At 63.1% G+C, this 24,134-nt stretch carries 28 protein-coding genes, 1 pseudogene and 1 riboswitch; of the genes and pseudogenes, 7 read left to right on the forward strand and 22 right to left on the reverse strand.

The genetic code is table 11. The features are described 5' to 3' along the window. The first annotated feature begins 61 nt into the window (after window positions 1-61). Together FJ973_RS25110 and FJ973_RS25115 are read left to right on the forward strand one after the other, a co-directional pair. Window positions 62-544 carry a peroxiredoxin gene (locus tag FJ973_RS25110; protein WP_140558196.1) on the forward strand — a complete coding sequence of 161 codons (483 nt, stop codon included), beginning with the start codon at window positions 62-64 and terminating at the stop codon, window positions 542-544. Between the two features lie 2 nt (window positions 545-546). Then, window positions 547-1,026 (forward strand): DUF2938 domain-containing protein, encoded by a 480-nt coding sequence (locus FJ973_RS25115; RefSeq protein WP_140558197.1) that lies wholly within the window; start codon window positions 547-549, stop codon window positions 1,024-1,026. A gap of 172 nt (window positions 1,027-1,198) precedes the next feature. On the opposite strand, the gene rnhA is transcribed toward FJ973_RS25115, so the two are convergent. From rnhA to coxB, 12 genes and pseudogenes are all read right to left on the reverse strand, one after another. Then, window positions 1,199-1,732, reverse strand: coding sequence for a ribonuclease HI (gene rnhA, locus FJ973_RS25120; RefSeq protein ID WP_140494956.1), 534 nt, complete (start codon window positions 1,730-1,732; stop codon window positions 1,199-1,201). After that, on the reverse strand, window positions 1,729-2,691 hold the full coding sequence (locus FJ973_RS25125) for a homoserine kinase (RefSeq protein ID WP_140558199.1): 963 nt from the start codon (window positions 2,689-2,691) through the stop codon (window positions 1,729-1,731). Before FJ973_RS25125 ends, rnhA begins: the two co-directional genes overlap by 4 nt. 5 nt (window positions 2,692-2,696) lie before the next feature. Continuing rightward, the gene (gene ispH, locus FJ973_RS25130; protein ID WP_140558201.1) at window positions 2,697-3,707 is read right to left on the reverse strand and encodes a 4-hydroxy-3-methylbut-2-enyl diphosphate reductase; all 1,011 of its coding nucleotides are present in this window, start codon (window positions 3,705-3,707) and stop codon (window positions 2,697-2,699) included. A gap of 87 nt (window positions 3,708-3,794) precedes the next feature. Further along, window positions 3,795-4,547, reverse strand: a complete 753-nt coding sequence (locus tag FJ973_RS25135) for an SURF1 family protein (protein ID WP_181168399.1) — start codon at window positions 4,545-4,547, stop codon at window positions 3,795-3,797. Next, window positions 4,544-4,930 (reverse strand): DUF983 domain-containing protein, encoded by a 387-nt coding sequence (locus FJ973_RS25140; protein ID WP_140494962.1) that lies wholly within the window; start codon window positions 4,928-4,930, stop codon window positions 4,544-4,546. The genes FJ973_RS25135 and FJ973_RS25140 overlap by 4 nt, the downstream gene beginning before the upstream one ends. A 3-nt stretch (window positions 4,931-4,933) precedes the next feature. Then, window positions 4,934-5,118 (reverse strand): annotated as a pseudogene (locus FJ973_RS31480) (hypothetical protein); the annotation flags it as partial. 77 nt (window positions 5,119-5,195) lie between these two features. Further along, complete coding sequence (locus tag FJ973_RS25150) at window positions 5,196-6,074, reverse strand: cytochrome c oxidase subunit 3 (protein WP_140494964.1); 879 nt, start codon at window positions 6,072-6,074, stop codon at window positions 5,196-5,198. A gap of 1 nt (window position 6,075) precedes the next feature. Next, window positions 6,076-6,708, reverse strand: a complete 633-nt coding sequence (locus FJ973_RS25155; RefSeq protein ID WP_140514826.1) for a cytochrome c oxidase assembly protein — start codon at window positions 6,706-6,708, stop codon at window positions 6,076-6,078. Window positions 6,709-6,716: 8 nt separating this feature from the next. Then, entirely contained in the window at window positions 6,717-6,878 is a 162-nt protein-coding gene (locus tag FJ973_RS25160; protein WP_140494968.1) for a hypothetical protein, read from the reverse strand. A gap of 2 nt (window positions 6,879-6,880) precedes the next feature. Next, window positions 6,881-7,825 carry a heme o synthase gene (locus tag FJ973_RS25165; RefSeq protein WP_140494970.1) on the reverse strand — a complete coding sequence of 315 codons (945 nt, stop codon included), beginning with the start codon at window positions 7,823-7,825 and terminating at the stop codon, window positions 6,881-6,883. A gap of 72 nt (window positions 7,826-7,897) precedes the next feature. Further along, window positions 7,898-9,550, reverse strand: a complete 1,653-nt coding sequence (gene ctaD / locus FJ973_RS25170) for a cytochrome c oxidase subunit I (RefSeq protein WP_140494972.1) — start codon at window positions 9,548-9,550, stop codon at window positions 7,898-7,900. Between the two features lie 38 nt (window positions 9,551-9,588). Next, window positions 9,589-10,605, reverse strand: a complete 1,017-nt coding sequence (gene coxB / locus FJ973_RS25175) for a cytochrome c oxidase subunit II (RefSeq protein ID WP_181167186.1) — start codon at window positions 10,603-10,605, stop codon at window positions 9,589-9,591. A gap of 258 nt (window positions 10,606-10,863) precedes the next feature. On the opposite strand from coxB, the gene FJ973_RS25180 reads away from it, so the two are divergent. Continuing rightward, window positions 10,864-11,409: an invasion associated locus B family protein gene (locus FJ973_RS25180; protein ID WP_140494976.1), complete on the forward strand. Its 546-nt coding sequence runs from the start codon at window positions 10,864-10,866 to the stop codon at window positions 11,407-11,409. 164 nt (window positions 11,410-11,573) lie between these two features. Beyond that, window positions 11,574-12,986 carry a metalloprotease TldD gene (tldD, locus tag FJ973_RS25185; protein ID WP_140494978.1) on the forward strand — a complete coding sequence of 471 codons (1,413 nt, stop codon included), beginning with the start codon at window positions 11,574-11,576 and terminating at the stop codon, window positions 12,984-12,986. Window positions 12,987-13,007: 21 nt separating this feature from the next. Here the strand turns inward: tldD and FJ973_RS25190 are convergent, their stop codons facing one another. From FJ973_RS25190 to FJ973_RS25200, 3 genes are all read right to left on the reverse strand, one after another. Further along, window positions 13,008-13,292 carry a hypothetical protein gene (locus tag FJ973_RS25190; protein WP_140494980.1) on the reverse strand — a complete coding sequence of 95 codons (285 nt, stop codon included), beginning with the start codon at window positions 13,290-13,292 and terminating at the stop codon, window positions 13,008-13,010. Between the two features lie 149 nt (window positions 13,293-13,441). Then, a complete protein-coding gene (locus FJ973_RS25195; RefSeq protein WP_140498072.1) occupies window positions 13,442-14,677 on the reverse strand; it encodes a class I SAM-dependent RNA methyltransferase in 1,236 nt (411 codons plus the stop codon). Beyond that, window positions 14,674-15,438 (reverse strand): TlyA family RNA methyltransferase, encoded by a 765-nt coding sequence (locus FJ973_RS25200; protein WP_140514818.1) that lies wholly within the window; start codon window positions 15,436-15,438, stop codon window positions 14,674-14,676. Before FJ973_RS25200 ends, FJ973_RS25195 begins: the two co-directional genes overlap by 4 nt. Window positions 15,439-15,613: 175 nt before the next feature. Here FJ973_RS25200 and FJ973_RS25205 point away from each other — a divergent pair, with 175 nt between their 5' ends. Continuing rightward, a complete protein-coding gene (locus tag FJ973_RS25205; RefSeq protein ID WP_140514816.1) occupies window positions 15,614-16,015 on the forward strand; it encodes a GFA family protein in 402 nt (133 codons plus the stop codon). Between the two features lie 25 nt (window positions 16,016-16,040). Here the strand turns inward: FJ973_RS25205 and FJ973_RS25210 are convergent, their stop codons facing one another. The 6 genes from FJ973_RS25210 to FJ973_RS25235 all read right to left on the reverse strand — a co-directional run bounded on the left by FJ973_RS25210 (window position 16,041) and on the right by FJ973_RS25235 (window position 21,005). Then, on the reverse strand, window positions 16,041-16,334 hold the full coding sequence (locus FJ973_RS25210) for a hypothetical protein (RefSeq protein ID WP_140558203.1): 294 nt from the start codon (window positions 16,332-16,334) through the stop codon (window positions 16,041-16,043). Window positions 16,335-16,482: 148 nt separating this feature from the next. Beyond that, complete coding sequence (gene dxs, locus FJ973_RS25215; RefSeq protein WP_181170956.1) at window positions 16,483-18,420, reverse strand: 1-deoxy-D-xylulose-5-phosphate synthase; 1,938 nt, start codon at window positions 18,418-18,420, stop codon at window positions 16,483-16,485. A gap of 77 nt (window positions 18,421-18,497) precedes the next feature. Continuing rightward, window positions 18,498-19,418 carry a pirin family protein gene (locus FJ973_RS25220; protein ID WP_140558204.1) on the reverse strand — a complete coding sequence of 307 codons (921 nt, stop codon included), beginning with the start codon at window positions 19,416-19,418 and terminating at the stop codon, window positions 18,498-18,500. A 40-nt stretch (window positions 19,419-19,458) separates the two neighbouring features. After that, on the reverse strand, window positions 19,459-19,725 hold the full coding sequence (locus FJ973_RS25225; protein WP_010914875.1) for a DUF2277 domain-containing protein: 267 nt from the start codon (window positions 19,723-19,725) through the stop codon (window positions 19,459-19,461). Window positions 19,726-19,823: 98 nt separating this feature from the next. Beyond that, on the reverse strand, window positions 19,824-20,075 hold the full coding sequence (locus FJ973_RS25230) for an exodeoxyribonuclease VII small subunit (RefSeq protein WP_140558206.1): 252 nt from the start codon (window positions 20,073-20,075) through the stop codon (window positions 19,824-19,826). A gap of 3 nt (window positions 20,076-20,078) precedes the next feature. Beyond that, entirely contained in the window at window positions 20,079-21,005 is a 927-nt protein-coding gene (locus FJ973_RS25235) for a histone deacetylase family protein (protein WP_140558208.1), read from the reverse strand. 121 nt (window positions 21,006-21,126) lie between these two features. Beyond that, window positions 21,127-21,307: riboswitch (cobalamin riboswitch) on the forward strand. Between the two features lie 48 nt (window positions 21,308-21,355). Here FJ973_RS25235 and bluB point away from each other — a divergent pair. Next, window positions 21,356-22,108 carry a 5,6-dimethylbenzimidazole synthase gene (gene bluB / locus FJ973_RS25240; RefSeq protein ID WP_140520811.1) on the forward strand — a complete coding sequence of 251 codons (753 nt, stop codon included), beginning with the start codon at window positions 21,356-21,358 and terminating at the stop codon, window positions 22,106-22,108. A 45-nt stretch (window positions 22,109-22,153) separates the two neighbouring features. Here the strand turns inward: bluB and FJ973_RS25245 are convergent, their stop codons facing one another. Continuing rightward, window positions 22,154-22,759: a TetR/AcrR family transcriptional regulator gene (locus tag FJ973_RS25245; protein WP_140498058.1), complete on the reverse strand. Its 606-nt coding sequence runs from the start codon at window positions 22,757-22,759 to the stop codon at window positions 22,154-22,156. A gap of 120 nt (window positions 22,760-22,879) precedes the next feature. Here FJ973_RS25245 and FJ973_RS25250 point away from each other — a divergent pair, with 120 nt between their 5' ends. Continuing rightward, a complete protein-coding gene (locus tag FJ973_RS25250; protein WP_140558209.1) occupies window positions 22,880-24,103 on the forward strand; it encodes an MFS transporter in 1,224 nt (407 codons plus the stop codon). The last annotated feature ends 31 nt before the right edge of the window (window positions 24,104-24,134 follow it).

The following is a 24,134-nucleotide window of genomic DNA, read 5'->3' on the forward strand; positions in this document are numbered from 1 at the left end:
GAAACCGCATAGTTCGCTACCCAAGGCTACGTCCTTCCCCATTCTCCCAAGCGAGGAACTCATGACCATTTCCGCTGGCGACAGACTGCCCGATACGACGTTCAAGACGATGACTGCCGACGGTCCCAAGCCGATCACGACGGCCGAGATTTTTGCGGGAAAGAAGGTCGTGCTGTTTGCTGTGCCGGGCGCCTTCACGCCGACCTGCAGCAACAATCATTTGCCCGGCTACCTGGAGAACCGCGACGCCATCCTGGCGCGCGGTGTCGATACGATCGCCGTGGTTTCGGTCAACGACGTCCATGTCATGGGCGCCTGGGCGCGCTTCACCGGCGGTGAAGGCAAGATCCTGTTCCTCGCCGACGGCAATGGCGACTTCGCCAAGGCGATCGGCCTCGACGCCGACTTCTCCGGCGGAGGCATGGGTCTTCGGTCGAAGCGGTTTTCAATGATCGTCGATGACGGCAAGGTCACCGCCCTCAATGTCGAGACCAAGCCCGGCGTCGATGAATCCGGCGCCGCCAAGATCCTCGAACTGCTCTGACCATGACGTTCGACATCGCCTGGCGTAGCGTGGCGATCGGCGTCGGCGCCACGCTACTGATGGATATCTGGGCCTTTCTTCTCTACAAGATGTTCGGTCAAGCACGGCCGAACTGGGCCCCCGTTGGCCGCTGGGTCTGGCATTTACGGGAAAAAGTCTTTCACGACGATATTGGCGATGCGACGCCCTATGTACACGAATCGGCTTTGGGCTGGGCCTTTCACTATTTTGTCGGCATCGTCTACGGCATCATCCTTGTCGTGGTGGCCGGAGCGGGCTGGCTTGTCGCGCCGACTTTCCTGCCGGCTTTCATCCTCGGCATGGTCACGGTCGGCGCCGGCTGGTTCCTGCTGGCGCCCGGCATGGGCGCGGGCTGGGCAGCGTCGAAGCGGCCCAACCCGATGAAGGTACGGGCGCTGAACCTGGTGTCACACACCGTGTTCGCTTTCGGACTCTACGGTACGGCGCTGCTGATCCGCTGAGGATCTGCGGCTGTGCCGGCCTGCCGATCGGCCGTCACCCGTGGACAATTCGGCGCGCGTCGTCCCATTCCGGCACCGGAATCTTGGCGTCCACCTGAACCTGGGGATGCGTCACATAGCGCAGGCCCGGCATGACAGAGATCCCAGCCTGGGGATGGTGCCGCCCCGGAATTCAATAGCTTTGGGTCGAACGCCGCGCCTTTGCCACCGCCGGCTGTTTGGACTGCGAGACCGGCTTGGGTGGGGTAGAAACAAGCCTGACCGGGCCCTTCTTGAACGGCGCCATGCCCTCACGAGCAAGTTCGTCGGCGCGTTCGTTCTCGGTATGGCCGGCATGGCCCTTGACCCAGATCCAGGTGACCTTGTGACGCCGATTGGCTTCATCCAGCGCCTGCCAGAGTTCGCCGTTCTTGACGGGCTTCTTGTCGGCGGTCTTCCAGCCGTTCTTCTTCCAGCCATGGATCCACTTTGAAATGCCGTCCATGACATATTTGCTGTCGGTGTGAAGATCGACCGTGCAAGGTTCCTTGAGCGCATTCAGCGCCGAGATGGCGGCAAGCAATTCCATACGGTTGTTGGTCGTCTCGGCCTCGCCACCCGATAGTTCCTTGGTGGCGCCGTTGAAGCGCAGGATCGCGCCCCAGCCGCCCGGGCCAGGATTGCCCGAACAGGCGCCATCGGTGAAGATCTCAACGTGTTTGCTCATGCCAGCCCATATTCCGAAGCAGATTTGATCGTCCGATGAAACCGCATTCTCCTGATGTATTCGGTCGGATCGCGTTTCATCACCAGCCCGCCATCGGGAACGGTCAGCCAGTCATACAGCCGGGTCAGCATGAAACGCAGCGCCGAGCCCCGTGCCAGCATCGGAAGTGCTGCCTTTTCCTGATTGCTCAGAGGCCGCATATCCTGGTAGCCGGCAAGCAGCGCCTTGCCCTTGGTGAGATTGAAGGAAAAATCCTTCTCGAAGCACCAGGCGTTCAGGCATGTGGCGACGTCATAGGCGTAGAGGTCGTTGCAAGCGAAATAAAAATCAATCAGGCCGGAGAGCTTCTCCCCGAGAAAGAACACATTGTCCGGGAAAAGATCGGCATGGATGATGCCTTCCGGGAGACCCTTCGGCCAATTCCGCTCGAAGTCGGCGAAGTCGGCGTCGACTTCGGCCGCAAGGCCCGGCTCGACCTCGTCGGCACGGTCGCGGGCTGCCGACCAGAGCTTGCGCCAGCCGTCGATGGCGAGCGCATTGGGGCGGGTCATCGGAAAGTCGGCTCCGGCCAGGTGCAGGGCGGCCAGCGCCTTGCCGACCTCGGCGCAGTGGATCGATGTCGGCCGCCGGAGCGAGAGACCCTCGAGGAAAGTGATGATGACGGCCGGCCGGCCCGCCAGCGTGCCGATGACGCTGCCGTCATGCGCGGTTACCGGCAGTGGGCAGGACACGCCCTTTTTGGCGAGATGGCCCATCAACCCGAGGAAAAACGGCAGATCCGCCTTTTCGACCCGTCTTTCATAGAGCGTCAGGATGTAGGAGCCGCTGGAGGTGTGCAGCAAAAAATTCGAGTTCTCGGTGCCCTCCGCGATGCCCTTGTAGGACAGGAGATCGCCGACTGGGTAGTGCTTCAGGAATGCGCCGAGTTCGCCTTCCGCAACGTCGGTGTAGACCGCCATGTGCCTTACGGCGCCCCGTTGACGAAAGCCATGTCGGCCGCCGTCAGTTCGACATCGCGCAGTACCCGCATGACGGGAAAATCCTCCGTTTCAGTGGCCGTGATGGCCAGGTCGATCGTGACATCGAAGCGCTGGCGGAACGCATCGATGATCTCGTCGACGATGATCTCCGGGGCGGATGCCCCCGCCGACAGACCGAGCGTCGAGATGTCGCCGATGTCATCCCACGGAATCTCGGCGGCGCGCTGCACGAGAAGCGACATCGCAGCCCCCGCACGCTCAGCCACTTCGACAAGACGCCGCGAATTGGAGGAATTGGGCGCGCCGACGATCAGGTAGAGATCGGCGCCCGCGGCGGTATCCTTGACCGCTTCCTGACGGTTCGTGGTGGCATAGCAGATCGATTCCGCCGCCGGCGCCTGCAGGTCGGGAAAGCGGTCCTGCAGCGCGCGGATGATGCCGGCCGTGTCCTCGACCGATAGCGTGGTCTGGGTGACGAAGCCGAGCGCCTTCGGGTCCGCCGGCGCAAGCCTCGCGGCATCGGCTTCGGTCTCGATCAGCGTTACCGCGCCCTCCGGCAATTGTCCCATCGTGCCGATGACCTCGGGGTGTCCGGCATGGCCGATCAGGAGCACGTGGCGGCCGAGCCGCTGGTGGCGCATCGCCTGCTTGTGGACCTTGGAGACCAGCGGACAGGTGGCGTCGAGATAGAACAAATTGCGCGCCTGGGCATCCGCCGGTACCGACTTCGGCACGCCATGCGCGGAAAAGACGACGGGCGACTGCCGATGTTCGGCCGGGATCTCGGAAAGTTCCTCGATGAAGACGGCGCCAAGGCTTTGCAGACCCTCGACGACATAGCGGTTGTGCACGATCTCGTGGCGGACATAGACCGGCGCGCCATATTTCTTCAGCGCCAGCACGACGATCTGGATAGCACGGTCGACGCCGGCGCAAAAACCGCGCGGCTGGCAGAGGCGGATCGTCAGAGAAGGCTTTGTCGTGGTCTGAAGCATGAATCCGGGCCGTTTGATCAGAGCCGAAATGAGGTGCCTACCCCCGTCCTGTCAAGGGCGATGGCCCTTCAAGCGGGTCGGTCGCGCTCATTCCTCTTTCGCTGGCCTGCGAAGCCGCAGGATGAGAACGGCGGCAAGTGCCGCGGCAAGCCCATACCAGGTCATAGCATATTGCAGATGGCTGTTCGGCAGGTCGATGATGGTGACACCGCCGATGGGCAAACCGCCCGGATTCGGCGTCTTGTCGGCGTCGATGAAGATTGGCACCAGCTTGGCGCTCGCCGGCAAGCCAGCGCTCGCCGCCATCACGTCACGGTCCTTCCAGTAAAAGATGTTCTTCGCCACGTCGTTGTCGGGAAGCATCATCGACGGCTTTGCCGGCAGCGGATTGCGAGCGAGGCCGGTGACCGTGACCTTGCCCGCGACCTGTCCCTTGGCGCGCTTGGCGGCATCCTTCAGATCGTATGGCACGAAACCGCGATTGATCAGGACGAAGCGGCCATCGTCGAGGGCCAGCGGCGTGTAGACGTTGAAGCCGGCTTCGCCTTCCCATGTTGCGTAGAAATGCCGCTCGCCGGAATGCAGGAACGTGCCGGTCACCGTCACCGGCGTGTAGTCGACGTCCCCAGTTGAGGCGAATTGTTTCTCCACCTCGGCCAGCGGGAGCGGCGGCGAGTGGGTGCGCTGGTCGATGGTCTGGATAAGACCTTCCTTCCAGTGCAGGCGCTGGACCTGCCAGGTGCCGAGCGCCAGCAGGATCAGGAGCAGGACGAGGCCAATGCCAAGCAGCAATACCGATCCTGGCCGCGAACGACCGCCCTTGGCGGACATGTCGGTCATTCGCCGCGATCCAGCCGGCCCTCGGCCGCCTTGTTGCGGTACTGCAGCGTAAGCAGCACTCCCTTGATCAGCCGGAGCGCCGTCAGGCACAGCACCAGCGCCAGCGGGATCCAGACCAGCAGATGCAGCCAGAGCGGCGGGCTCAGCGTCACTTCGACCCAGAGCGCCAGGCCGACGATGATGAAGCCGATGATCAGGATGACGAAAACCGCGGGCCCGTCGCCGGCATCGGCATAGGAATAATCAAGACCGCAATTGGTGCAGCGTTTGCCTACGGTGAGAAAGCCGGAAAACAGCCGCCCCTCGCCGCAGCGCGGGCAGCGTCCATGCAAGCCCGCCGAAATCGGGTCGATCGGAGGCCAGATCGCCTTGTCGTCGCTCATTGCTTACCGCTCAATCCTGATGGGTATTCCATCGACCACCACTGCCCAGACTTCGTCCATGCCGGAGTCCGTAACGGCAATGCCGCCGTCGGTCCAGCCGACCAATTGAAGCAGCCGCCGAATCCGTTCGGCTGGCCGTGGATCATGATCATGCCGCCGGCATCGACACTGCGCGCCCTCGCAACCGCCCGGATCGCATTGCACCGAAAAGAAGAAGGGCGGCCACGTTGCCGCAGCCGCCCCTTCAAAAATCATCAGACCGGTATCAATGGGCTTCGATTACCGCGCCGACCGATCCCCAGACATAAATCGAGGCGAACAAGAACAGCCAGACCACGTCGACGAAATGCCAGTACCATGCGGCAGCCTCGAAACCGAAATGCTGCTTGGGCGTGAAATCGCCCTTCATGGCCCGGATCAGGCAGACGGCCAAGAAGATGGTGCCGATGATGACATGGAAGCCGTGGAAGCCGGTCGCCATGAAGAAGGTGGCGCCATAGATGGAATCCTTGAAGGCGAACGGAGCATGCATGTACTCGTAGGCCTGCACCATGGTAAACAGCATGCCGAGGCCGACGGTCAGCACCAGCCCGTTGATCAGGCCCTTGCGATCACCGTGGATAAGGGAGTGGTGCGCCCAGGTGACCGTGGTGCCCGACAACAGCAGGATCACGGTGTTGTAGAGCGGCAGATGGAAAGGATCGAGAACCTCCATGCCCTTCGGCGGCCAGACGCCGCCGGTGAACGCGGTGCGGGCATATTGATGGGCTTCGCTCGGAAACAGGCTGGCATCGAAATAGGCCCAGAACCACGCGACGAAGAACATCACCTCGGAGGCGATGAACATGATCATGCCATAGCGCAGATGCAACGACACGACCCGCGTATGATGGCCCTCATGCGCTTCCTTGATCGTGTCCGACCACCAGGCGAACATGGTGTAGAGGACGATCGCGAGGCCGATGAAGAACAGCCACGGATTGGCGATGTTGAAGCCGAAGATCGGGAACGAGCCGCCCTTCAGGTATTCCATGAGGCAAACGCCGCCAAAGGCGGTGACGAGCGCCCCTATCGATCCCAGGAAAGGCCACGGGCTCGGGTCGACGAGATGATAGTCGTGATGTTTTGCGTGCGCGTCTGCCATATCAACCCCCGAGATTTCCTTCGGTATTTGAAATTGTCTTGCTGTTGCCCTGGACCGGCTCCGACGATGCGACCGGCTTGTTCTTCTCGACCGGAAACATCGTGTAGGACAGGGTGATCGTCTTCACGTCCTTCAGTTCCGGCACGTTGACGATATCGGGGTCCACGTAGAACAGGACCGGCATGTCAAGCGTTTCGCCGGGCTTCAGCGTGGTGTCGGTGAAGCAGAAGCATTCGACCTTGTTGAAATAGGGACCCGCCAGTTCAGGCTGGACATTGAAGGTGGCGCGGCCGGTGATGGGGCGATCGAACTTGTTGGTCGCCTGATAGTGCGCCTGCACCGTCTCGCCGATCTTCATGGTCATCGAGCGCTGGACCGGCTGGAAATCCCACGGCACGCCGGCGATATTGGCATCGAAGCGGACGGTGATCTCGCGATCGAGCACGCGGCCGGCATACTGCTTCTCGACGCGTTGCGTCGTGCCGCCATAGCCTGTCGCCTGGCAGAACATCTTGTACAGCGGCACCGCGGCATAGGCCATGCCGATCATGCCGGTGAAGAAGGCAAGGCAGACGGCCGCAACAAGGCGGTTGCTGTTGTGCCCGGCCGGTTTGGCGCTCGTGTCGACACCCATCTCCCGCCTCACATCGTGCCAGAGAGGTTATGACCGAACTTCACGATCGTCGCGATATAGAAGATAACGACCAGCACGGCCAAGGCTACGCCGATGGCGACCGAGCGGTTGCGCCGGGCCTTCCGCTGGCGTTCGGTCAAGGTGACCGTTTCGAGCTTGTCTTCGATCATGCTCATGCTCCACCCACCGCAAGTGCACGTTCGACGACGCTGTCGGCGAGATAGACGGCGAAGATGGCGAAGAGATAGAGCAGCGAATAGCCGAACAACGCCTTGGCTGGCTTCATCGCGCGATCGTCGTCGGACATGCCAAGCACTTTCCACGCATACCAGACAAAGCCGAGCCCGAGCAGCAGGGCAGCCACGCCATAGAACGGCGTGGTGTAGCCAAGCAGCCACGGCAGCACACCGACCGGGGCCAGCACCAGAGCATAGGCGAAGATCTGACGGCGGGTCGACGCCGGGCCGGCGACATTGGGCATCATCGGGATGCCGGCGCGTTCATAATCCTGCGACTTGAACAGCGCCAGCGCCCAGAAATGCGGCGGCGTCCACAGGAAGATGATGAGGAACAGGACGACGCTCTCCAGGCTGACCGTGCCGGTCACCGCGGCCCAGCCGATCACGGGCGGAATGGCGCCGGCAGCACCGCCGATGACGATGTTCTGCGGCGTCCAGCGCTTCAGCCACATTGTGTAGACGACGGCATAGAAGAAGATGGTGAAGGCCAGCAGCGCCGCCGACAGCCAGTTGACCAGCACGCCGAGCGTCATCACCGACAAAACCGAAAGCACCAACCCAAAGCTCAACGCCTCGTGGGGCTGGATGCGGCCGGCCGGCACCGGGCGGGTGGCGGTGCGTGTCATCACCGCGTCGATATCGGCATCGTACCACATATTGAGCGCGCCGGAGGCACCAGCCCCGATGGCAATAGCCAGGATCGCGATCACCGCCAGCAGCGGATTGATGGTCACGGGTGCCGCGACCAGTCCGACAAAGGCGGTGAACACCACCAGCGACATGACGCGCGGCTTCAGGAGGGCGAAGAAATCACCCGCCGTCGCTTCCGACATGCGGAAGCCCGCTTCGTCAATGCTGGTTTCGTCGACAAGGGCCATGCGTACTCAAATCCATATTCCGTTTGGCCGAAACCGCCGGCAGGCCGGCGGTTTCGATTCCGGGCTGCCGCCTTATTTGATCTTCGGCAGCTGCTCCCATTGGTGGAACGGCGGCGGCGACGGCAGCTGCCATTCCAGCGTCGTTGCGCCCTCGCCCCATGGATTGGCGCCAGCGATCCGCTTCTTCTGGAAGGCTTCGAACACGCCATAGAGGAAGATCACCACGCCGACGGCCGAAATGTACGAACCGTAGGACGACACCATGTTCCAGCCCGCAAACGCGTCCGGATAGTCGATGGTGCGGCGCGGCATGCCGGCAAGGCCGAGGAAGTGCTGCGGGAAGAAGACAAGGTTGACGCCGACGAACATGACCCAGAAATGGGTGTTGGCGATGACGGGCGAATACATGTAGCCGGTCATCTTCGGGAACCAGTAGTACCAGCCGGCGAAGATGGCGAACACCGCCCCCAGCGACAGCACGTAATGGAAGTGCGCGATCACGAAATAGGTGTCGTGCAGCGACCGGTCGAGACCGGCATTGGCCAGCTGAACCCCGGTAACACCACCGATCGTGAACAGGAAGATGAAGCCCAGCGCCCACAGCATCGGCGGCTTGAACGATATCGATCCGCCCCACATCGTCGCGATCCAGGAGAAGATCTTCACGCCCGTCGGCACCGCGATGACCATGGTGGCGAAGACGAAGTAGCGCTGCGTGTCGAGCGACAGGCCGGTCGTGTACATGTGGTGCGCCCAGACGATGAAGCCGACCGCGCCGATCGCGACCATGGCGTAGGCCATGCCGAGATAGCCGAACACCGGCTTGCGCGAGAAGGTGGAGACGATATGGCTGATGATGCCGAAGCCCGGCAGGATCAGGATATACACTTCCGGATGGCCGAAGAACCAGAACAGGTGCTGGAACAGCAGCGGATCGCCGCCGCCATCGGGAGCGAAAAAGGTCGTGCCGAAATTGCGGTCGGTAAGCAGCATGGTGATGCCGCCGGCAAGGACCGGAAGCGACAACAGCAGCAGGAATGCGGTGACCAGCACCGACCAAGCAAACAGCGGCATCTTGTGCAGCGTCATGCCTGGCGCGCGCATGTTGAAGATGGTGGTGATGAAGTTGATGGCACCCAGGATCGAGGACGCGCCGGCGATGTGGATCGACAGGATCGCCAGATCCATGGCCGGACCGGGCTGACCGGAGGTCGAAAGCGGCGGATAGAGCGTCCAGCCGCCGCCGACGCCGTAGGCGCCAGGCGCGCTCGGCACGAACATCGAGATAAGCAGCAGGATGAAAGCCGGCGGCAGCAGCCAGAACGAGATGTTGTTCATGCGCGGGAACGCCATGTCCGGGGCGCCGATCATGATCGGCACCATCCAGTTGGCAAAACCGCCGATCAGGGCCGGCATGACCATGAAGAAGATCATGATCAGCGCGTGCGCCGTGGCGAAGGCGTTGTACATGCTCTTGCCGCCGTCGATCGCGGCGTCACCGTTCATGCCGTAGACCATCTGCGCCAGACCGCTGAAGATCTGGATGCCAGGCTCCTGCAACTCCATGCGGATGGCGACCGACAGCGCGCCGCCGATGATGCCGGCCATGATCGCGAAGATCAGGTAGAGCGTACCGATGTCCTTGTGGTTGGTCGAATAAACCCAGCGCACCCAACCATGATAAGGCTTGTGGTCGTGCCCGTCGTGAGCTGCAGCGTCTGCCATGTTCCGCTCCGTTCCCTAAATCTTGCTAACCCGCGGCATCAGTTGCCGGCGGCCGCTACCTTGTTCTGGCCATCGACCTCGGCCATCAGCGTCTTGTTGGCGCCGGGCAGATCGGTCTTGGCCGCAGCCAGCCAGGTCTTGAACTGCGCGTCGGAGACGACGCGGATGGCGATCGGCATGAAGGCATGGTCCTTGCCGCAGAGCTGCGAGCACTGGCCGTAGTAGAGGCCTTCCTTCTCCGCCTTGAACCAGGTCTCGTTGGTGCGGCCGGGAATGGCATCGATCTTGATGCCGAAGGACGGCATGGCGAAGGAATGGATCACGTCGGTCGCGGTGACGAGCACCCGGGTCATCGTGTGGACGGGCACCACCATCTCGTTGTCGACGGCAAGCAGGCGCGGATAGACCTTGCGATCTTCCTTGCCGGCGGCGGCACGGTCGCCATCCTGGAGGATCGCCGAGTTGAACGAGAGCGTGTTGTCGGTCTGGTATTCGTAATCCCAGTTCCACTGGTTGCCCGTCGCCTTGACGGTGAGCTTGGCTTCTTCCGGCGGCGTGTACTGCGCGGTCAAGAGCTGGAACGAGGGGATGGCGAGGCAGAGCAGGACGACGACGGGGCCGACAGTCCAGATCACCTCGATCAGCGTGTTGTGGCTGGTCTTGGACGGAACCGGGTTGGCGCTCGCGCGGAATTTCACGATGCAGTAGATCAGAAGGACCAATACCAGGGCGGTGATCGGGATGATGAACCACATCGTGTAGTTTCCGAACCACTCGATCTGGCGCATCATGTCGGTTGCCGGCGCCTGGAAGGTCGTCTCCCACTCGACGGGCTGATCGGCATGGGCGGCCGTGCCGGCGAAAAACGTGGTAACGGCACAAGCGCTTAGAAACTTGGCACTTGCTGGAAGCTTGGCGTTTGCCAGGAAATTTCTCATCGCCCTCTTCGTCTCCCAGTTCCTCGCGGCTGTGTCCACGAGAATAACGAACAATGCCGGGACGGGAATCCCGACTGTCTCAAGCTGGTTCAAACCATACTCTTTTTCCCTCCGCAAGAAAGGAGCGGAGGAAACCGTGCGGCATTTTTGCGCGCAAGCCGGAATGCATCTTTGAAGGCGGCGGCCGCCATGGCGAATCGGCTATGTTCAACGGATCGGCTGCTTCCTGCCGGCCGGCGCGCCTGGCGTCGTAATTCGGGCGAAATTGGCTAGGAAAAGCGCCGCATGGGCATTTTCGTGGCGGCTCGGCCGCTGTCTCGTCCTTTACTTGGCTTTGGCGCGGCTTAAAGTGCCGTGATTCGCAATGGAGCCGTCATGAACTCTTGGCTGTCGGGATTTGGGCTTTCGAGCCCCTTGGCGAAGGTCATCTTTCTCGCCGCCTTGTCCGTCGCCGGCTTGTCGGCCGCCGGCCAGGCCAACGCGGCCCAGCCGAGCGGCACGGTGCGCTCGACCCATGGCGCGTGGTCGATCATCTGCGACACGCCGGCCGGCGCCACGTCCGAACAATGCGTGATGATGCAGAACGTCGTCGCCGAGGACCGCCCCGAGATGGGGCTGTCGGTCGTGGTGCTGCGCACCGCCGACAACAAGGCGGAGATCCTGCGCGTGCTGGCGCCGCTCGGCGTGCTCTTGCCCAACGGGCTCGGCCTCAATGTCGACGGCAAGGATATCGGCCGCGCTTATTTCGTGCGCTGCTTCCAGGACGGCTGCTACGCTGAGGTCATTCTCGAGAAGCCGCTGCTCGATACGCTGAAGACCGGCACGTCGGCCACGTTCATCGTCTTCCAGACGCCAGAAGAAGGCATCGGCATCCCGGTGGACCTCAAGGGTTTTGCCGACGGATTTGCGGCCCTGCCGTAGACTCCCGCGCCTCGACCCGGGAGCTGCCGATCAACGATAGGTTTTCCGGACCTGGGATAGATCCGGGACGCCGCCGCCCTGCATTTGAATGACGATTGGCGATTGTCTGGGCGCGGCTTCGCGCCTACATCCCGGATATAACCATTCATCCACGGACATACGCCATGAACAGCCTTATCGGCCAATTCGATATTTCCGACGATCGCGTCAAGGAGATCGTCGCAGAGACCATCAACGGCGCCGACGATGGCGAGTTGTTCGTCGAATACAGCGAGAGCGAAGCGCTGATGTTCGACAACGGTCGGCTGAAGACGGCCAATTTCAACACCGACCAGGGTTTCGGCCTACGCGCGGTTGCCGGCGAAGCCAGCGGCTATGCCCACTCCAGCGACCTGTCCGAGGCTTCGCTGCGACGCGCGGCTAACGCCGTCTCGACCGTCAAGGGCGGTTATTCCGGAACGCTTGCCGCCGCGCCCGCCCGCACCAACCGCCATCTCTATGGCGATGAGAACCCGATCCCCTCCCCTTCCTTCGAGGCCAAGGCGAAGCTGTTGCAGGAAGTCGACGCATGGCTGCGCGCCGAGGATCCGCGCGTGCGCCAGGTCTCGGCATCGCTGACCTCGTCCTGGCAGCATGTCGAGATCGTGCGCGCCGACGGCCAGGTGGTGCGCGACATCCGGCCGCTGGTCAGGGTGAACGTGTCGGTGGTGGTCGGCGACGGCGACCGCCAGGAAAGCGGCTCCTACGGCATGGGCGGACGCAAGGCGTTCGGCGACTTCCTCGTCGAGGACAGCTGGAAGCACGCCGCCAAGGAGGCGCTGCGTCAGGCGCTGGTCAATCTCGAAGCCGTACCGGCGCCGGCCGGCACTTTCGACATCGTGCTCTCCAGCGGCTGGCCCGGCGTCATGCTGCACGAGGCCGTCGGCCACGGGCTGGAAGGCGACTTCAACCGCAAGAAGACATCCGCTTTCGCCGGCCTGATGGGCCAGCAGGTGGCGGCAAAGGGCGTCACCGTCGTCGATGACGGCACGATCGCGGAACGACGCGGGTCGCTCACCGTCGACGATGAAGGCACGCCTTCGGCGCGCAACGTGCTGATCGAGGACGGCAAGCTGGTCGGTTACATGCAGGACCGCCAGAACGCCCGGCTGATGGGCATGCGGGCCACCGGCAACGGAAGGCGCGAGGGCTACGCGCACCAGCCGATGCCGCGCATGACCAACACCTACATGACATCGGGCGACATGGAGCCGGACGAGATCATCGCCTCGGTCAGGAACGGCATCTATGCCGTCTCCTTCGGCGGCGGCCAGGTCGACATCACCTCCGGAAAGTTCGTGTTCGGCTGCACCGAAGCCTACATGATCGAGAACGGCAAGGTGACGCAACCGATCAAGGGCGCCATGCTGATCGGTAACGGGCCCGACGCCATGCACCGCGTTTCGATGATCGGCAATGACATGAAGCTCGACAACGGCATCGGTATGTGCGGCAAGGCTGGACAGGGCGTGCCGGTCGGCGTCGGCCAGCCGCACCTCAGGATGGACCAGATGACGGTCGGCGGCACAAGGGTTTGAAGCCGCCTCGTGGCCAGTCTGCTAGGTCTTGCTCACAGACCGGCGCGACGTGGCATACAGGATCAGGAAGCCGATAACGCCGCCGATCGCGTACTGGGTCCATGCACTCAGGTAGTCGACGGTCCCATCATGGCCCGAGACATAGAGCGCAGCGCCGACAAACGTCATGACCGCGACGCCAAGCGCATAGGATGGCACCAGCCCCACACGCGTGAATTTTCTCAAGATCCAAGCGAGCACCGCACCGGTGAGCGCCATGATGAGAGCCGAACCAAAAATCTCGGCAACAAAACCTGGTGAAATCATCTTCTCCCCCTATCCCAATTTGGATTATGCCTTTTTGCGGGGCAGATTCAACCGCAGTGGCGATGATCCACAACTTTAGCGATAAATCTGGCTGGGATTTCGGGGCAGACTGCATGACGCGACCAGTCTCGCTGAGCAGGGCTAAGCGCCTAACGTCTTTTCCGCGGCTTCTCCAGCAAGGCAACAGCCTCGACATGGGGCGACCACAGAAACTGATCGATCGGCGTCACGCTTTTCACCGCGTAGCCGCCGTCGATGAGGATGCGCAAATCCCGCGCGAGCGTCACCGGGTTGCAGGAGACCGCGGCAACGAATGGAACATCCGAGCGGGCGATCTGCTTCGACTGATCCTCCGCGCCCGCGCGGGGCGGATCGAAGACAACGCCATCAAAGGCGTTTAACTCCTTGAACGTCAGCGGACGGCGGAACAGGTCTCGGCGCTCGCCGGTCACGCGTTTCAGGCCGGTGGCGAAGCGTGAACCCCGATCGAGCGCCGAAAGTGCGGCCGCATCGCCCTCCACCGCATGCACTTCCGATCTCGCGGCCAACCGCAGGGCGAAGCTGCCGCAGCCGGCGAAGAGATCGGCAATTTTTTTGGCACGTTTCAGATGTCCGCCGACGATATCGGCCATGGTCCGTTCGGCTGCCTCCGTCGCCTGCAGGAAGGCGCCCGGCGGCACCGCGACGGCAACGCTGCCGAACATGACGACAGGCTTCTTCGGCTCGATGATGATCTCGTCATCGATGGACAGTCTGGCAAAGCCCTGCGCAATGACAAAATTGGCGGCGATGCGGCGCTGGTTTTCGCCGAGCTTGCCCGATTCATGCACCGCCACGTCGAGGCCGGAATCCGTCACTGTGACCGCCATGCGAAACGATTTCGGGGTGGCGCAGATCAATTCGGCGAGTGCCCTCAAGCCGTCGAGCGCGCTGACGATCCCAGGCAGCGAGATCGGGCATTCGGAGATGGAAATGATTTCCGGCGACAGATGGCGATTGAAGCCGAGCAGCATGCCTGTTTCGGTGCGCCTGGCGGCGAGCACGACGCGGCGGCGCGTGTGCGGCGCGCAGGCGACCAGACCGCCTATTTCGCAATCGATGCCTCTCAGCGCATGCACGACCTTCTCGCGCTTCCACTGCTGATAGGCTTGCGCCTCCAAATGCTGGAGGGCGCAGCCGCCGCACTCGCCGAAATGTCGGCAGGCGGGTTCGATGCGCAGGGGCGAGGCCTCGATCAGCGCCATCAGCGTGGCGCGATCCCTTTCACGCGCCGCGGTGACGACCTCGCCTGGCAGCGTGAAAGGAATGAACAGATCGCCGCTTTCGGTGTCGGCGATGCCATCCCCCTGGGCGCCAAGCTTTTTGATGGTGAAGCGTGCGCTCATCGGTCCTTGACCCCACCAAGCAGGAATTCGCGATTGCCGTCACCGCCCTCGATTGGCGACAGATGCAAGCCGAGCGAGCGCCAGCCGGGCACGGCATCCAGCCAATCCTGCAGCAAGCCGGCGACACGGGCGGCATGATAGGGGTCTTTCAGCAGGCCGCCCTTGCCGATCGCCTCGCGACCCGCCTCGAACTGCGGCTTGACCAGAAACATCGCTGCGGCACCCGGCTTGGCGATGGCAAGCGCAGGCGGCAGGGCCAGTTTCAGTGAAATGAAACTGACGTCGGAGACTATGAAGTCCGGACTCCGGCCGCCAAGATCGGCGGTTGAGAGATCGCGGGCGTTCAGCCCCTCGATGACCGTCACGCGCGCGTCCTTGCCGATATCAGCATGCATCTGTCCGTGACCGACATCGATCGCCGTGACATGGGTCGCGCCGCGTTCGAGCAGGACCTGGGTGAATCCGCCGGTCGAGGCGCCGATGTCGAGCGCCTCACAGCCGGCCGGATCGAGGCCGAAATGGTCGAGCCCGGCGATCAGCTTCAGCGCCGCGCGTGAGACATAGCCTTGGGCCGGGTCATCAACGGCGATGACGCATTCCGGTTGCACGGCCTGACCCGGCTTGCGGCCAATGACGCCATCAACAGTTACCGTACCACGTTCGATCGCGTCACGTGCACGCGAGCGGCTGGAAAACAGCCCACGCGCTACGAGCAGATCGTCGAGCCGCTGGCGCGTGCTGGCTGGCCGGGGAAAATTCATCGGTCTTCCTTGGCGAAAGCCGGCGGCGAAGGCAAGGAGATTGGAGCAGGAGAAGCAACATCGCCGCAGGGCAGCGACCGCAGAGAGCCGCTCGCGGCCAGTCGCATATCGCATCAGGTCGGCCACGATGATAAGGAAGAAACGCCGTTTTGCTGCCGAAGGCGAAGGAGGACGGATGCTTACGGGAACCTGCCATTGCGGTGCGGCCCACTGGACCTTGAAGGGCGATCCCGGGCCGATCACCGCTTGCAACTGCACGCTGTGCCGACGTTACGGCACGCTCTGGGCCTACGACTTTGTCGATGAACGTATCCGCGTCGTGGGGCCGATAAAAAGCTATAAACGTGCCGGCAAGGCCGAACCCACGCTCGAGATCCTGTTCTGCCCGACATGTGCGTGCGTGCTTGCCTGGCGCGGTTTGCGCCCAGCCGAGTCCGGCCGCACGCGGATCGCCGTCAATGTAAGGCTTGCGCCGCCGGAAGCCGTGGCCGACCTGCCGATCGACCATTTCGACGGTCTCGAGACCTACGACGATCTGCCGCGCGACGGCCGCTGCGTGCGCGACATGTGGTTTTGATTTGGGTGGTTTGATTTGGGCGAGATCAGAAGATGGTGCGGGGAGCCTGCCGTTCGACGGCGGGAGACAGGCCGTCATCCCGATCGCGGGCAACTTCCCTGCGCGGGCGCTCGACTGGCGCGGCGGATGCCGATGCGGCGTCCGGCGGGACAACAAGCTGCGGCAGCTGCTTGTAGGAGAAGCCGCCCCTGATATGCCCCATCCTGCTGGCGACTATATCCGCGGCCGCCTTCTCGAGATTGCGTTCGTAGCGCGTTCCGGCGATGGCCGGCGCTGCGATGGCGGTCAGGATCGCCATGCCGCACAGAAGCGTCTTCACTGTTGTTGTCTCCCTGCCTGGCCAGAACCTAGCAGCGTGCCGTTGAAAAACGGGCAAGAGACACGGTAAGCAAAACGCCAAACCGCAATGTCAACAATGCGTTACGACATCGAGCCGGCAAACCGATTCAAGCGCTTGATGTGTCGAGTCAGGCGCGCTGGGCGCGGACCGCCTGCCCGAGGGCGGTGAAAACCGTATGGACGATGCCGGCGGCATCGAGACCGGCATCGGCATACATCTTTTCCGGCTTGGCGTGGTCCGCAAACACGTCCGGTAGCACAAGCGGGCGCACTTTCAGACCGCTTTCCAGCAGGCCCTCATGGGCGAGGAACTGCAAAACGTGACTGGCGAAGCCGCCGACGGCGCCCTCCTCCACCGTGACCAGAACCTCGTGCGAGCGGGCCAGCCGTCGGATCAGGTCCTCGTCGAGCGGCTTCGCGAAGCGCGCATCGGCGACGGTGGTCGAAAGCCCGGACGCGCCCAGTTCCTCGGCCGCGATCAGGCAATCCTGCAAGCGCGTGCCGAAGGAGAGGAGTGCCACCTTGCCGCCTTCCCTGATGATGCGGCCCTTGCCGATTTCGAGCACCGAGCCGCGATCGGGCATGTCGACGCCGACGCCATTGCCGCGCGGATAGCGGAAGGCGATCGGGCCGTCATCGTAGGTTGCCGCGGTGCGCACCATGTGGCGCAGTTCCGCCTCGTCGGCCGCCGCCATGACGACGAAGCCCGGCAGGGAGGCCAGGAAGGTGGTGTCGAAGGCGCCGCAATGGGTGGCGCCGTCGGCTCCGACGAAGCCGGCGCGATCGATGGGGAAGCGCACCGGCAATTTCTGGATCGCCACGTCGTGCACGACCTGATCGTAGGCACGTTGCAAGAAGGTCGAATAGATCGCCGCGAACGGCTTGTAGCCTTCGGTCGCGAGGCCGGCCGCGAACGTCACCGCATGCTGTTCGGCGATGCCGACGTCGAAGGTCCTGGCCGGAAACACTTCGCCGAACAGATCAAGCCCGGTGCCGCCCGGCATAGCGGCGGTGACGGCGACGATGCGCTCGTCCTCCTGGGCCTCCCGGATCAGGCTTTCGGCGAACACCTTGGTATAGGCCGGCGCGTTGGCCGGGGCCTTGGCCTGAGCGCCGGTGATGACGTCGAACTTGTTGACGCCGTGATATTTGTCGGCCGCGGCCTCGGCCGGCGCGTAGCCCTTGCCCTTCTGGGTGACGACATGGATCAGCACGGGGCCCTTGCCATTGTCACGGACATTTTTCAGCACCGGGATCAGATGGTCCAGATTGTGGCCGTCGATCGGACCGATATGGTAGAAGCCGAGCTCCTCGAACAGCGTGCCGCCGGTGACGTAGCCGCGCGCATGCTCGACCGCCCTGGTGATGGCACGGTCGGCACGCTTGCCAAGATACGAGGTCAGTTTCTTGCCGAAGTCGCGCAGGCCGACATAGGCCTTGCCAGAGGCCAGGCGCGCCAGATAGGCGCTCATGGCGCCGGTCGGCGGGGCGATCGACATGTCGTTGTCGTTGAGGATGACGATCAGGCGGGCATCGAGCGCGCCGGCATTGTTCATCGCCTCGTAGGCCATGCCGGCCGACATGGCGCCGTCGCCGATGACAGCGATGACATTGTTGCGGCCGCCGGCAAGATCGCGGGCCGCCGCCATGCCGAGGCCGGCCGATATCGACGTCGAGGAGTGGGCGGCGCCAAACGGATCGTATTCGCTCTCGGTGCGGCGGGTGAAGCCGGAGAGGCCGCCCTCCTGGCGCAGGGTGCGGATGCGATCGCGGCGCCCGGTCAGGATCTTGTGCGGATAGGCCTGGTGGCCAACATCCCAGATCAGCCGGTCATCGGGGGTATTGAAGACATAGTGCAGCGCCACGGTCAGTTCGACCACGCCAAGCCCGGCGCCGAGATGACCGCCGGTGCGCGACACCGCGTCGATCAGTTCGAGGCGGAGCTCTGATGCCAATTGCGGCAATTCGCTTTCGGAAAGCGTGCGCAGCTCGGCCGGGATGAGGACCTTGTCGAGAAGCGGCGTATGCGGCGTTGCGTTCACGGGTAGGCCCAAGCTTCTGTTCATGCGCGGGATAGGCCGCCGGCAGGCGAAAGTAAATGCCTGCCAAATGACGCGAAAGGCACGCCCCGTCGTCGATTTCCTCAGCCTTCCGGCAGTGGAATGAACTCTTCCTCATCGCCGGGAACGATGTCGAAGCGGCCGGTCTTCCATTCTTGCTTGGCCTGTTCGATGCGCTCCTTGGAGGACGAGACAAAATTCCACCAGATGTAGCGCTTCGAGCCCAGCGAGGCACCGCCGAACAGCATGAAATGGGCACCAGCCTGTGAGGATACGACGATCTCGTCGCCGGGCCGGAACACCAGCAGCCGTTCCGCCGGAAACACGTCGCCGGAAATCGAGACCTCGCCTTCCAGCGTATAGATGGCGCGTTCTTCCGCGTCGGCAGGGATTTTCACGCTGGCGCCGGGCGCCAGCCTGAGGTCGGCGTAGAGCGTCTCGGAATCGGCTCGCACCGGGGAACGCAGCCCCTGGAAATCGCCTATAACGATGCGGCCGCTGACGCCTTCCGCGTCGATGTCGGGAAGCCGCGCGACAGCGGTGTTTTCGAAAACCGGCGCCACGTCCTCCTTGCCGTCCGGCAGCGCCAACCATGTCTGCAGCCCCGAGATCGACATCGGCGCGCCGCGCAGTTCTTCCGGCGTGCGCTCCGAATGGACGATGCCGCGGCCGGCGGTCATCAGGTTCACGTCACCCGGCTCGATCACCATCTCGGTGCCGAGCGAATCGCGATGCCTGATCCTGCCGTCGAACAGGTAGGTGACCGTCGACAGGCCGATATGAGGATGCGGCCGGACGTCGAGCGCCTGACCGGCACGCAGGATGGCCGGGCCCATGCGGTCGAAGAAGATGAAGGGACCGACCAGCCGCCTTTTGGCGGTCGGCAAGGCGCGGCGAACCTGAAAACCGCCAATGTCCTTGGCGTTCGGAATGACCATCAATTCGATCTGGTCGCCGGCAAAGGCATCGCCGGCTTCAGGATCCTTCCCGGGAAAGAAGCTCATGAACTCTCCTTGTCAGCGGCCGATGGCTGCTTTGGCCAGATCAGGCAAAGCGGATCGCCGCCTTCGCCCGCAGCTTGGCCGCAACCTCCTCGCGATTGCGCGGATGCTGGTTGGTTTCAAGCGAATCGAGAAGCTCGCGCGCCGACGCCGCGATGGCCTCGACGGCATGGTCGAATGCGTGCTGGTTCTGCTTCGAAGGCCGCGTCGTTCCGCTCAGCTTGCGAACGAATTGAAGGGCTGCATCGCGCACCTCGTCGTTGGTCGCCGGCGGATCAAAATTGAACAGGGTCTTGATGTTTCTGCACATCGCTTCCGTATCTCCTCTTGTCCTGGAGCCGTTTCAATCGGGACGCGTTCTATCCTCAATCATGATCGTGTCAAAAACCAGAGAGACGGCTGCGTGCCTCAATCCGCGTCCAGCGGCTCCGTCCCGACCGGCTTGCCGTCGCGGGACAGCCTGATCTTCTCCACCTTGTCCTCGGCCGCCTTGAGCAGCCGGTCGCAATGCACCTTCAGCGCCTCGCCGCGCTCGTAGATCTTGATCGACTGGTCGAGCGGCACATCGCCACGCTCCAGATCATCGACGATCTTCTCCAGCGCGTCGAGAGCCTGTTCGAAGCTCATCGCCTTGACGTCTTCGTTGATTTCACCAGCCATCATTCATCCTTTCATCAGTCGCCCGACATGGGCGGCGACCGAAAATGCCAATCCTTGCAGATCGTAGCCGCCCTCGAGCAGGCTGACGAGCCGGTTGGCGCTGTGGCGCGCCGCGCGCTGCATGAGTTGGCCGGTCGCCCAGTCGAAATCATCCTCGGTCAGGTTGATCTCGGCCAGCGGATCGCGATGATGCGCGTCGAAGCCGGCCGAAATGATGATCAGGTCGGGTGCAAAATTGTCGAGCGAGGGCAGCACGCGCGACAGGAAGGCATCGCGGAACGCCTCGCTGCCGGTCTGCGGCGCAAGCGGCGCGTTGACGATGTTGCCGGCGCCGGTTTCGTTCTTTGCTCCGGTGCCGGGGTAGAGCGGCATCTGGTGCGTCGAGCAATAAAGCACGGACGGATCGTCCCAGAAAACATCCTGCGTGCCGTTGCCGTGATGCACGTCCCAGTCGACGATGGCGACGCGTTCGATATCGTGTTTGCGCTGTGCATAACGTGCGGCGATGGCCGCCGTGTTGAACAGGCAGAAGCCCATCGCCGTCGCTTTCTCCGCATGATGGCCGGGCGGCCGGGCGGCGACGAAAACGTTGTCTGCCCTGCCGGCAAAGACGTCGTCGACGGCGGCGTTGGCGGCGCCGATCGCGGTGATCGCCGCTTGCCAGCTCTTCGGGCTGGCCGTTGTGTCGGCATCTATGCGGGCGATGCCCGTATCGGGAATGGCGGCGCGTACCCGCTCGACGAAATCCTCGGGATGCGCGTAGAGAATGGTGGCCTCGTCGCCTTGTGGCGCCTCGAGGCGATCGAGCGCGGCAAAAGCCTCGTCGTCGAGCACGCGCTCGATTGCGCGCAAGCGGTCCGGCCGCTCCGGATGGCCGGGTGGCGTGATGTGCTCGAGGAAGATCGGATGGGTGTAGAGACGAGTGGCCATGCTCCCTATCTAGTGCCCTGGCGCGGCGATGGCCATGCGTTGCGGCCTGATGGTTGGGGAAAATCGCGCTTGCGTCCGTTCGCGTCGCCGCGGGGATTGGCGGCGCAGGGGCTTCGTCGTAAAGTCCCGGCCACTGCCTGGTGCCCGCCGCGAGCGGGAGAATCGGGAACACGGTTTGATACCGTGGCGTGCCCAACGCTGTAAGGGGGACCGCGCCGGTAAATGCCACTGTCGATGACGGGAAGGCGCCGGATGCGGGTTGATCCCGAGCCAGAAGACCGGCCTGGCAGGCATCGTCATCCGCATGGTCAGGCGGACGGCAGTTGATTGCAATCGCAAGGGGACAAGCGATGCCGGACAATATGACCATCCCCGTGGGTGACGGATTCGACCAGATGGCGCGCGATGCGGTCTACCGCGCCATGTTCACGCGGCGCGATGTCCGCAGCCATTTTACATCAGAGGCCGTCGACGACGAGGTCTTGGCGCGGCTGCTGCTTGCCGCCCATCACGCGCCATCGGTCGGCTTCATGCAGCCATGGAATTTCATCGTCATTCGTGGCACCGAACGACGGGAACAGGTGCGCGACCTGTTCCTCGCGGCGCGCGAGCAGGAATTGCCGGCGATCGAGGAAGAGCGGCGGGCGCTCTACCGCAAGCTCAAGCTGGAAGGCATCTGCGAAAGCGCGCTCAATATCTGTATCACCTGCGACCGCCGACGCTCACAGGGTTCGCCGCTGGGACGCTGGCACAATCCCGAGATGGATCTCTACAGCACGGTCTGCGCGGTGCAGAATTTCTGGCTGGCGGCGCGCGCCGAAGGCGTCGGCGTTGGCTGGGTCAGCATTATCGAGGCGCAGGCGTTGAAAGGCCTTCTGTCGATTCCCGAGCATGTGACGCCGGTGGCCTATCTCTGTGTCGGCCGTGTCTCGGAGTTCGCGCCGAAACCGGACCTCGAAACACATGGCTGGGGGCGGCGGCTGCCGCTGCCCGAGCTGATCATGAGCGAGACGTTTTGCGGACAGGGCGAAGTTCCGCTCAAATCAACGATCGCACGCCTCAAGGCGGCAACATGCGAAAAGTCTGACAAACCCTTGATTTGATTTCGGATACGGCATGCGCAGCGCGCTGCCGGCGGCCTGCCGTCGTCAGGCGGCTCCGGCATCCTTCCTCAACAATCCTTCGAGCAGTTGCTTGAATGCCGCCACCACGGTCTTCGACGTCGCTTCCGGGTCGTTCGAATTGGCGATCCGCTGCGCCGCCTGGCTGCTCGCCCCGTTGATCAGCCGTGCCGCGGTCTCGGGGTCTACGCCCGGGACAACCACCCCGTCGCCCTGCAGCGTCGTCAGGTGATCGGTCATCGACGCGACGCAGGCATTGGCGTTCGGCCATTGCGCGGGATCCCCCAGCACGGCCGGACCGTCCCGAAACATGATGCGCTGGATTTCCGGCTCCAGCGCCATTTCGATGTAGCTCGTGCATTCGTCGACGAAGCTTTGCCAGCGGGTCGGTGCTTTCGCTGCAACCTCATTCACCCGTGCCGCCATCTCGGCGTCTATCTCGGCGATAACCGCCTGCAAAAGCCCCTTCTTGTCCCCGAAATGATGATAGAGCGCACCGCGCGTCAGCCCTGCCGATGCGGTGAAATCATCCATCGATGCCTCGGCATAACCGATCGTTCCGAACGCATGCCGGGCCGCGGCAATCAATTTGGCGCGCGTTTCGGCGATCATTTCCCTGCGGGGCTTGTGCATCTCTTCTGGCCTTATCCACATACGTCACGTATGCCAATTGACATACGCGACGTATGATCTATTTAGTGTTCATACGCATCGTATGTAATTTCCGAATCGCCTTTTGTCGAGGAACGGACCATGCAGAACCCCTATTCCGAGATCTTTCGAGCCCCTGGCGCCAAGGGCTTTGCCGCTGCAGGCTTCATGGCGCGCCTGCCGATCGCCATGGCGCCGATCGGCATCGTGGCGATGCTGTCGCAGACGCGTGGCGAATACTGGCTGGCGGGTGCCGTCTCGGCGACATTCGCGCTGGCCAACGCTTTCCTGGCGCCGCAGATCTCCAGGCTGGTCGACCGCCTCGGCCAGACATGGATCGTCGTGCCCACCACCATCATCTCCGTGCTGGCATTCCTGCTGCTGATTGCGTCGGCCAACCAGGATTGGCCGGTATGGACAATGTTCGTGTCGGCGCTGCTGGCAGCGGCCATGCCCAGCATGCCGGCAATGGTGCGCGCGCGCTGGACCGAGCTTTTTCGCGGCCGGCCGGAGATGAACACCGCCTTCGCCTTCGAATCGGCGGCCGACGAACTGGTCTATATCGCCGGCGCGGCGCTGTCGGTGGGCCTCAGTGCGGCGCTGTTTCCGGAAGCAGGCATGCTGGCGAGCACGTTGTTTCTCGCTTTGGGCTCGATAGCATTCATCCTGCAGCGATCGACCGAGCCGAAAGTGCGGCCGGTGGACCATGGTTCGACTGGCTCGGCAATCCGCCTGCGGCCGGTACAGATCATCACCTTCACCCTGATCTTCATCGGCGCGACCTTCGCGACGACGGAAGTGAGCACCGTGGCGATCACCAAGGAGTTCGGCCAAGCCGGTGCCGCAAGCCTGGTGATCGGCGTCTATGCGCTGGGATCGTTCGTGTTGGGCATCGTGGTCGGCGCGCTCAACCTCAAGACGCCGCTACAGCGCCAGCTGACCGTCGCGGTCGCCATCATCGCAGTCAGCACGATTTTGCCGCTCACCGCCGACAGCGTGCCGATTTTGGCGCTGACCGTCTTCATCAGCGGCGTGGCGATCTCGCCGACTTTCATCACGGCATTCGGCCTGATCGAACGGCATGTGCCGGAAGCGATGCTGACCGAGGGCATTACCTGGGTGACAACGGGAATCGGCATCGGCATGGCGCTGGGCTCTTTCGCCGCCGGCGCGGTGGTGGATGCGTTCGGCGCCCAGAACGGGTTCTGGGTCTCGGTGGTCGCGGGCGGCATCGCGCTGGTCACGGTGCTGCTCGGCCAGCGCAGTCTTGCCACTCACAAATGCGAGTTGGATGGGTGTGAAGCGGCCGTCGCTGCCGCGGAATGAACCATGACGCGTCCGGTTCAGCGGATCGGAC

Source organism: Mesorhizobium sp. B2-1-3 (genome assembly GCF_006442495.1).
GTDB lineage: Bacteria > Pseudomonadota > Alphaproteobacteria > Rhizobiales > Rhizobiaceae > Mesorhizobium.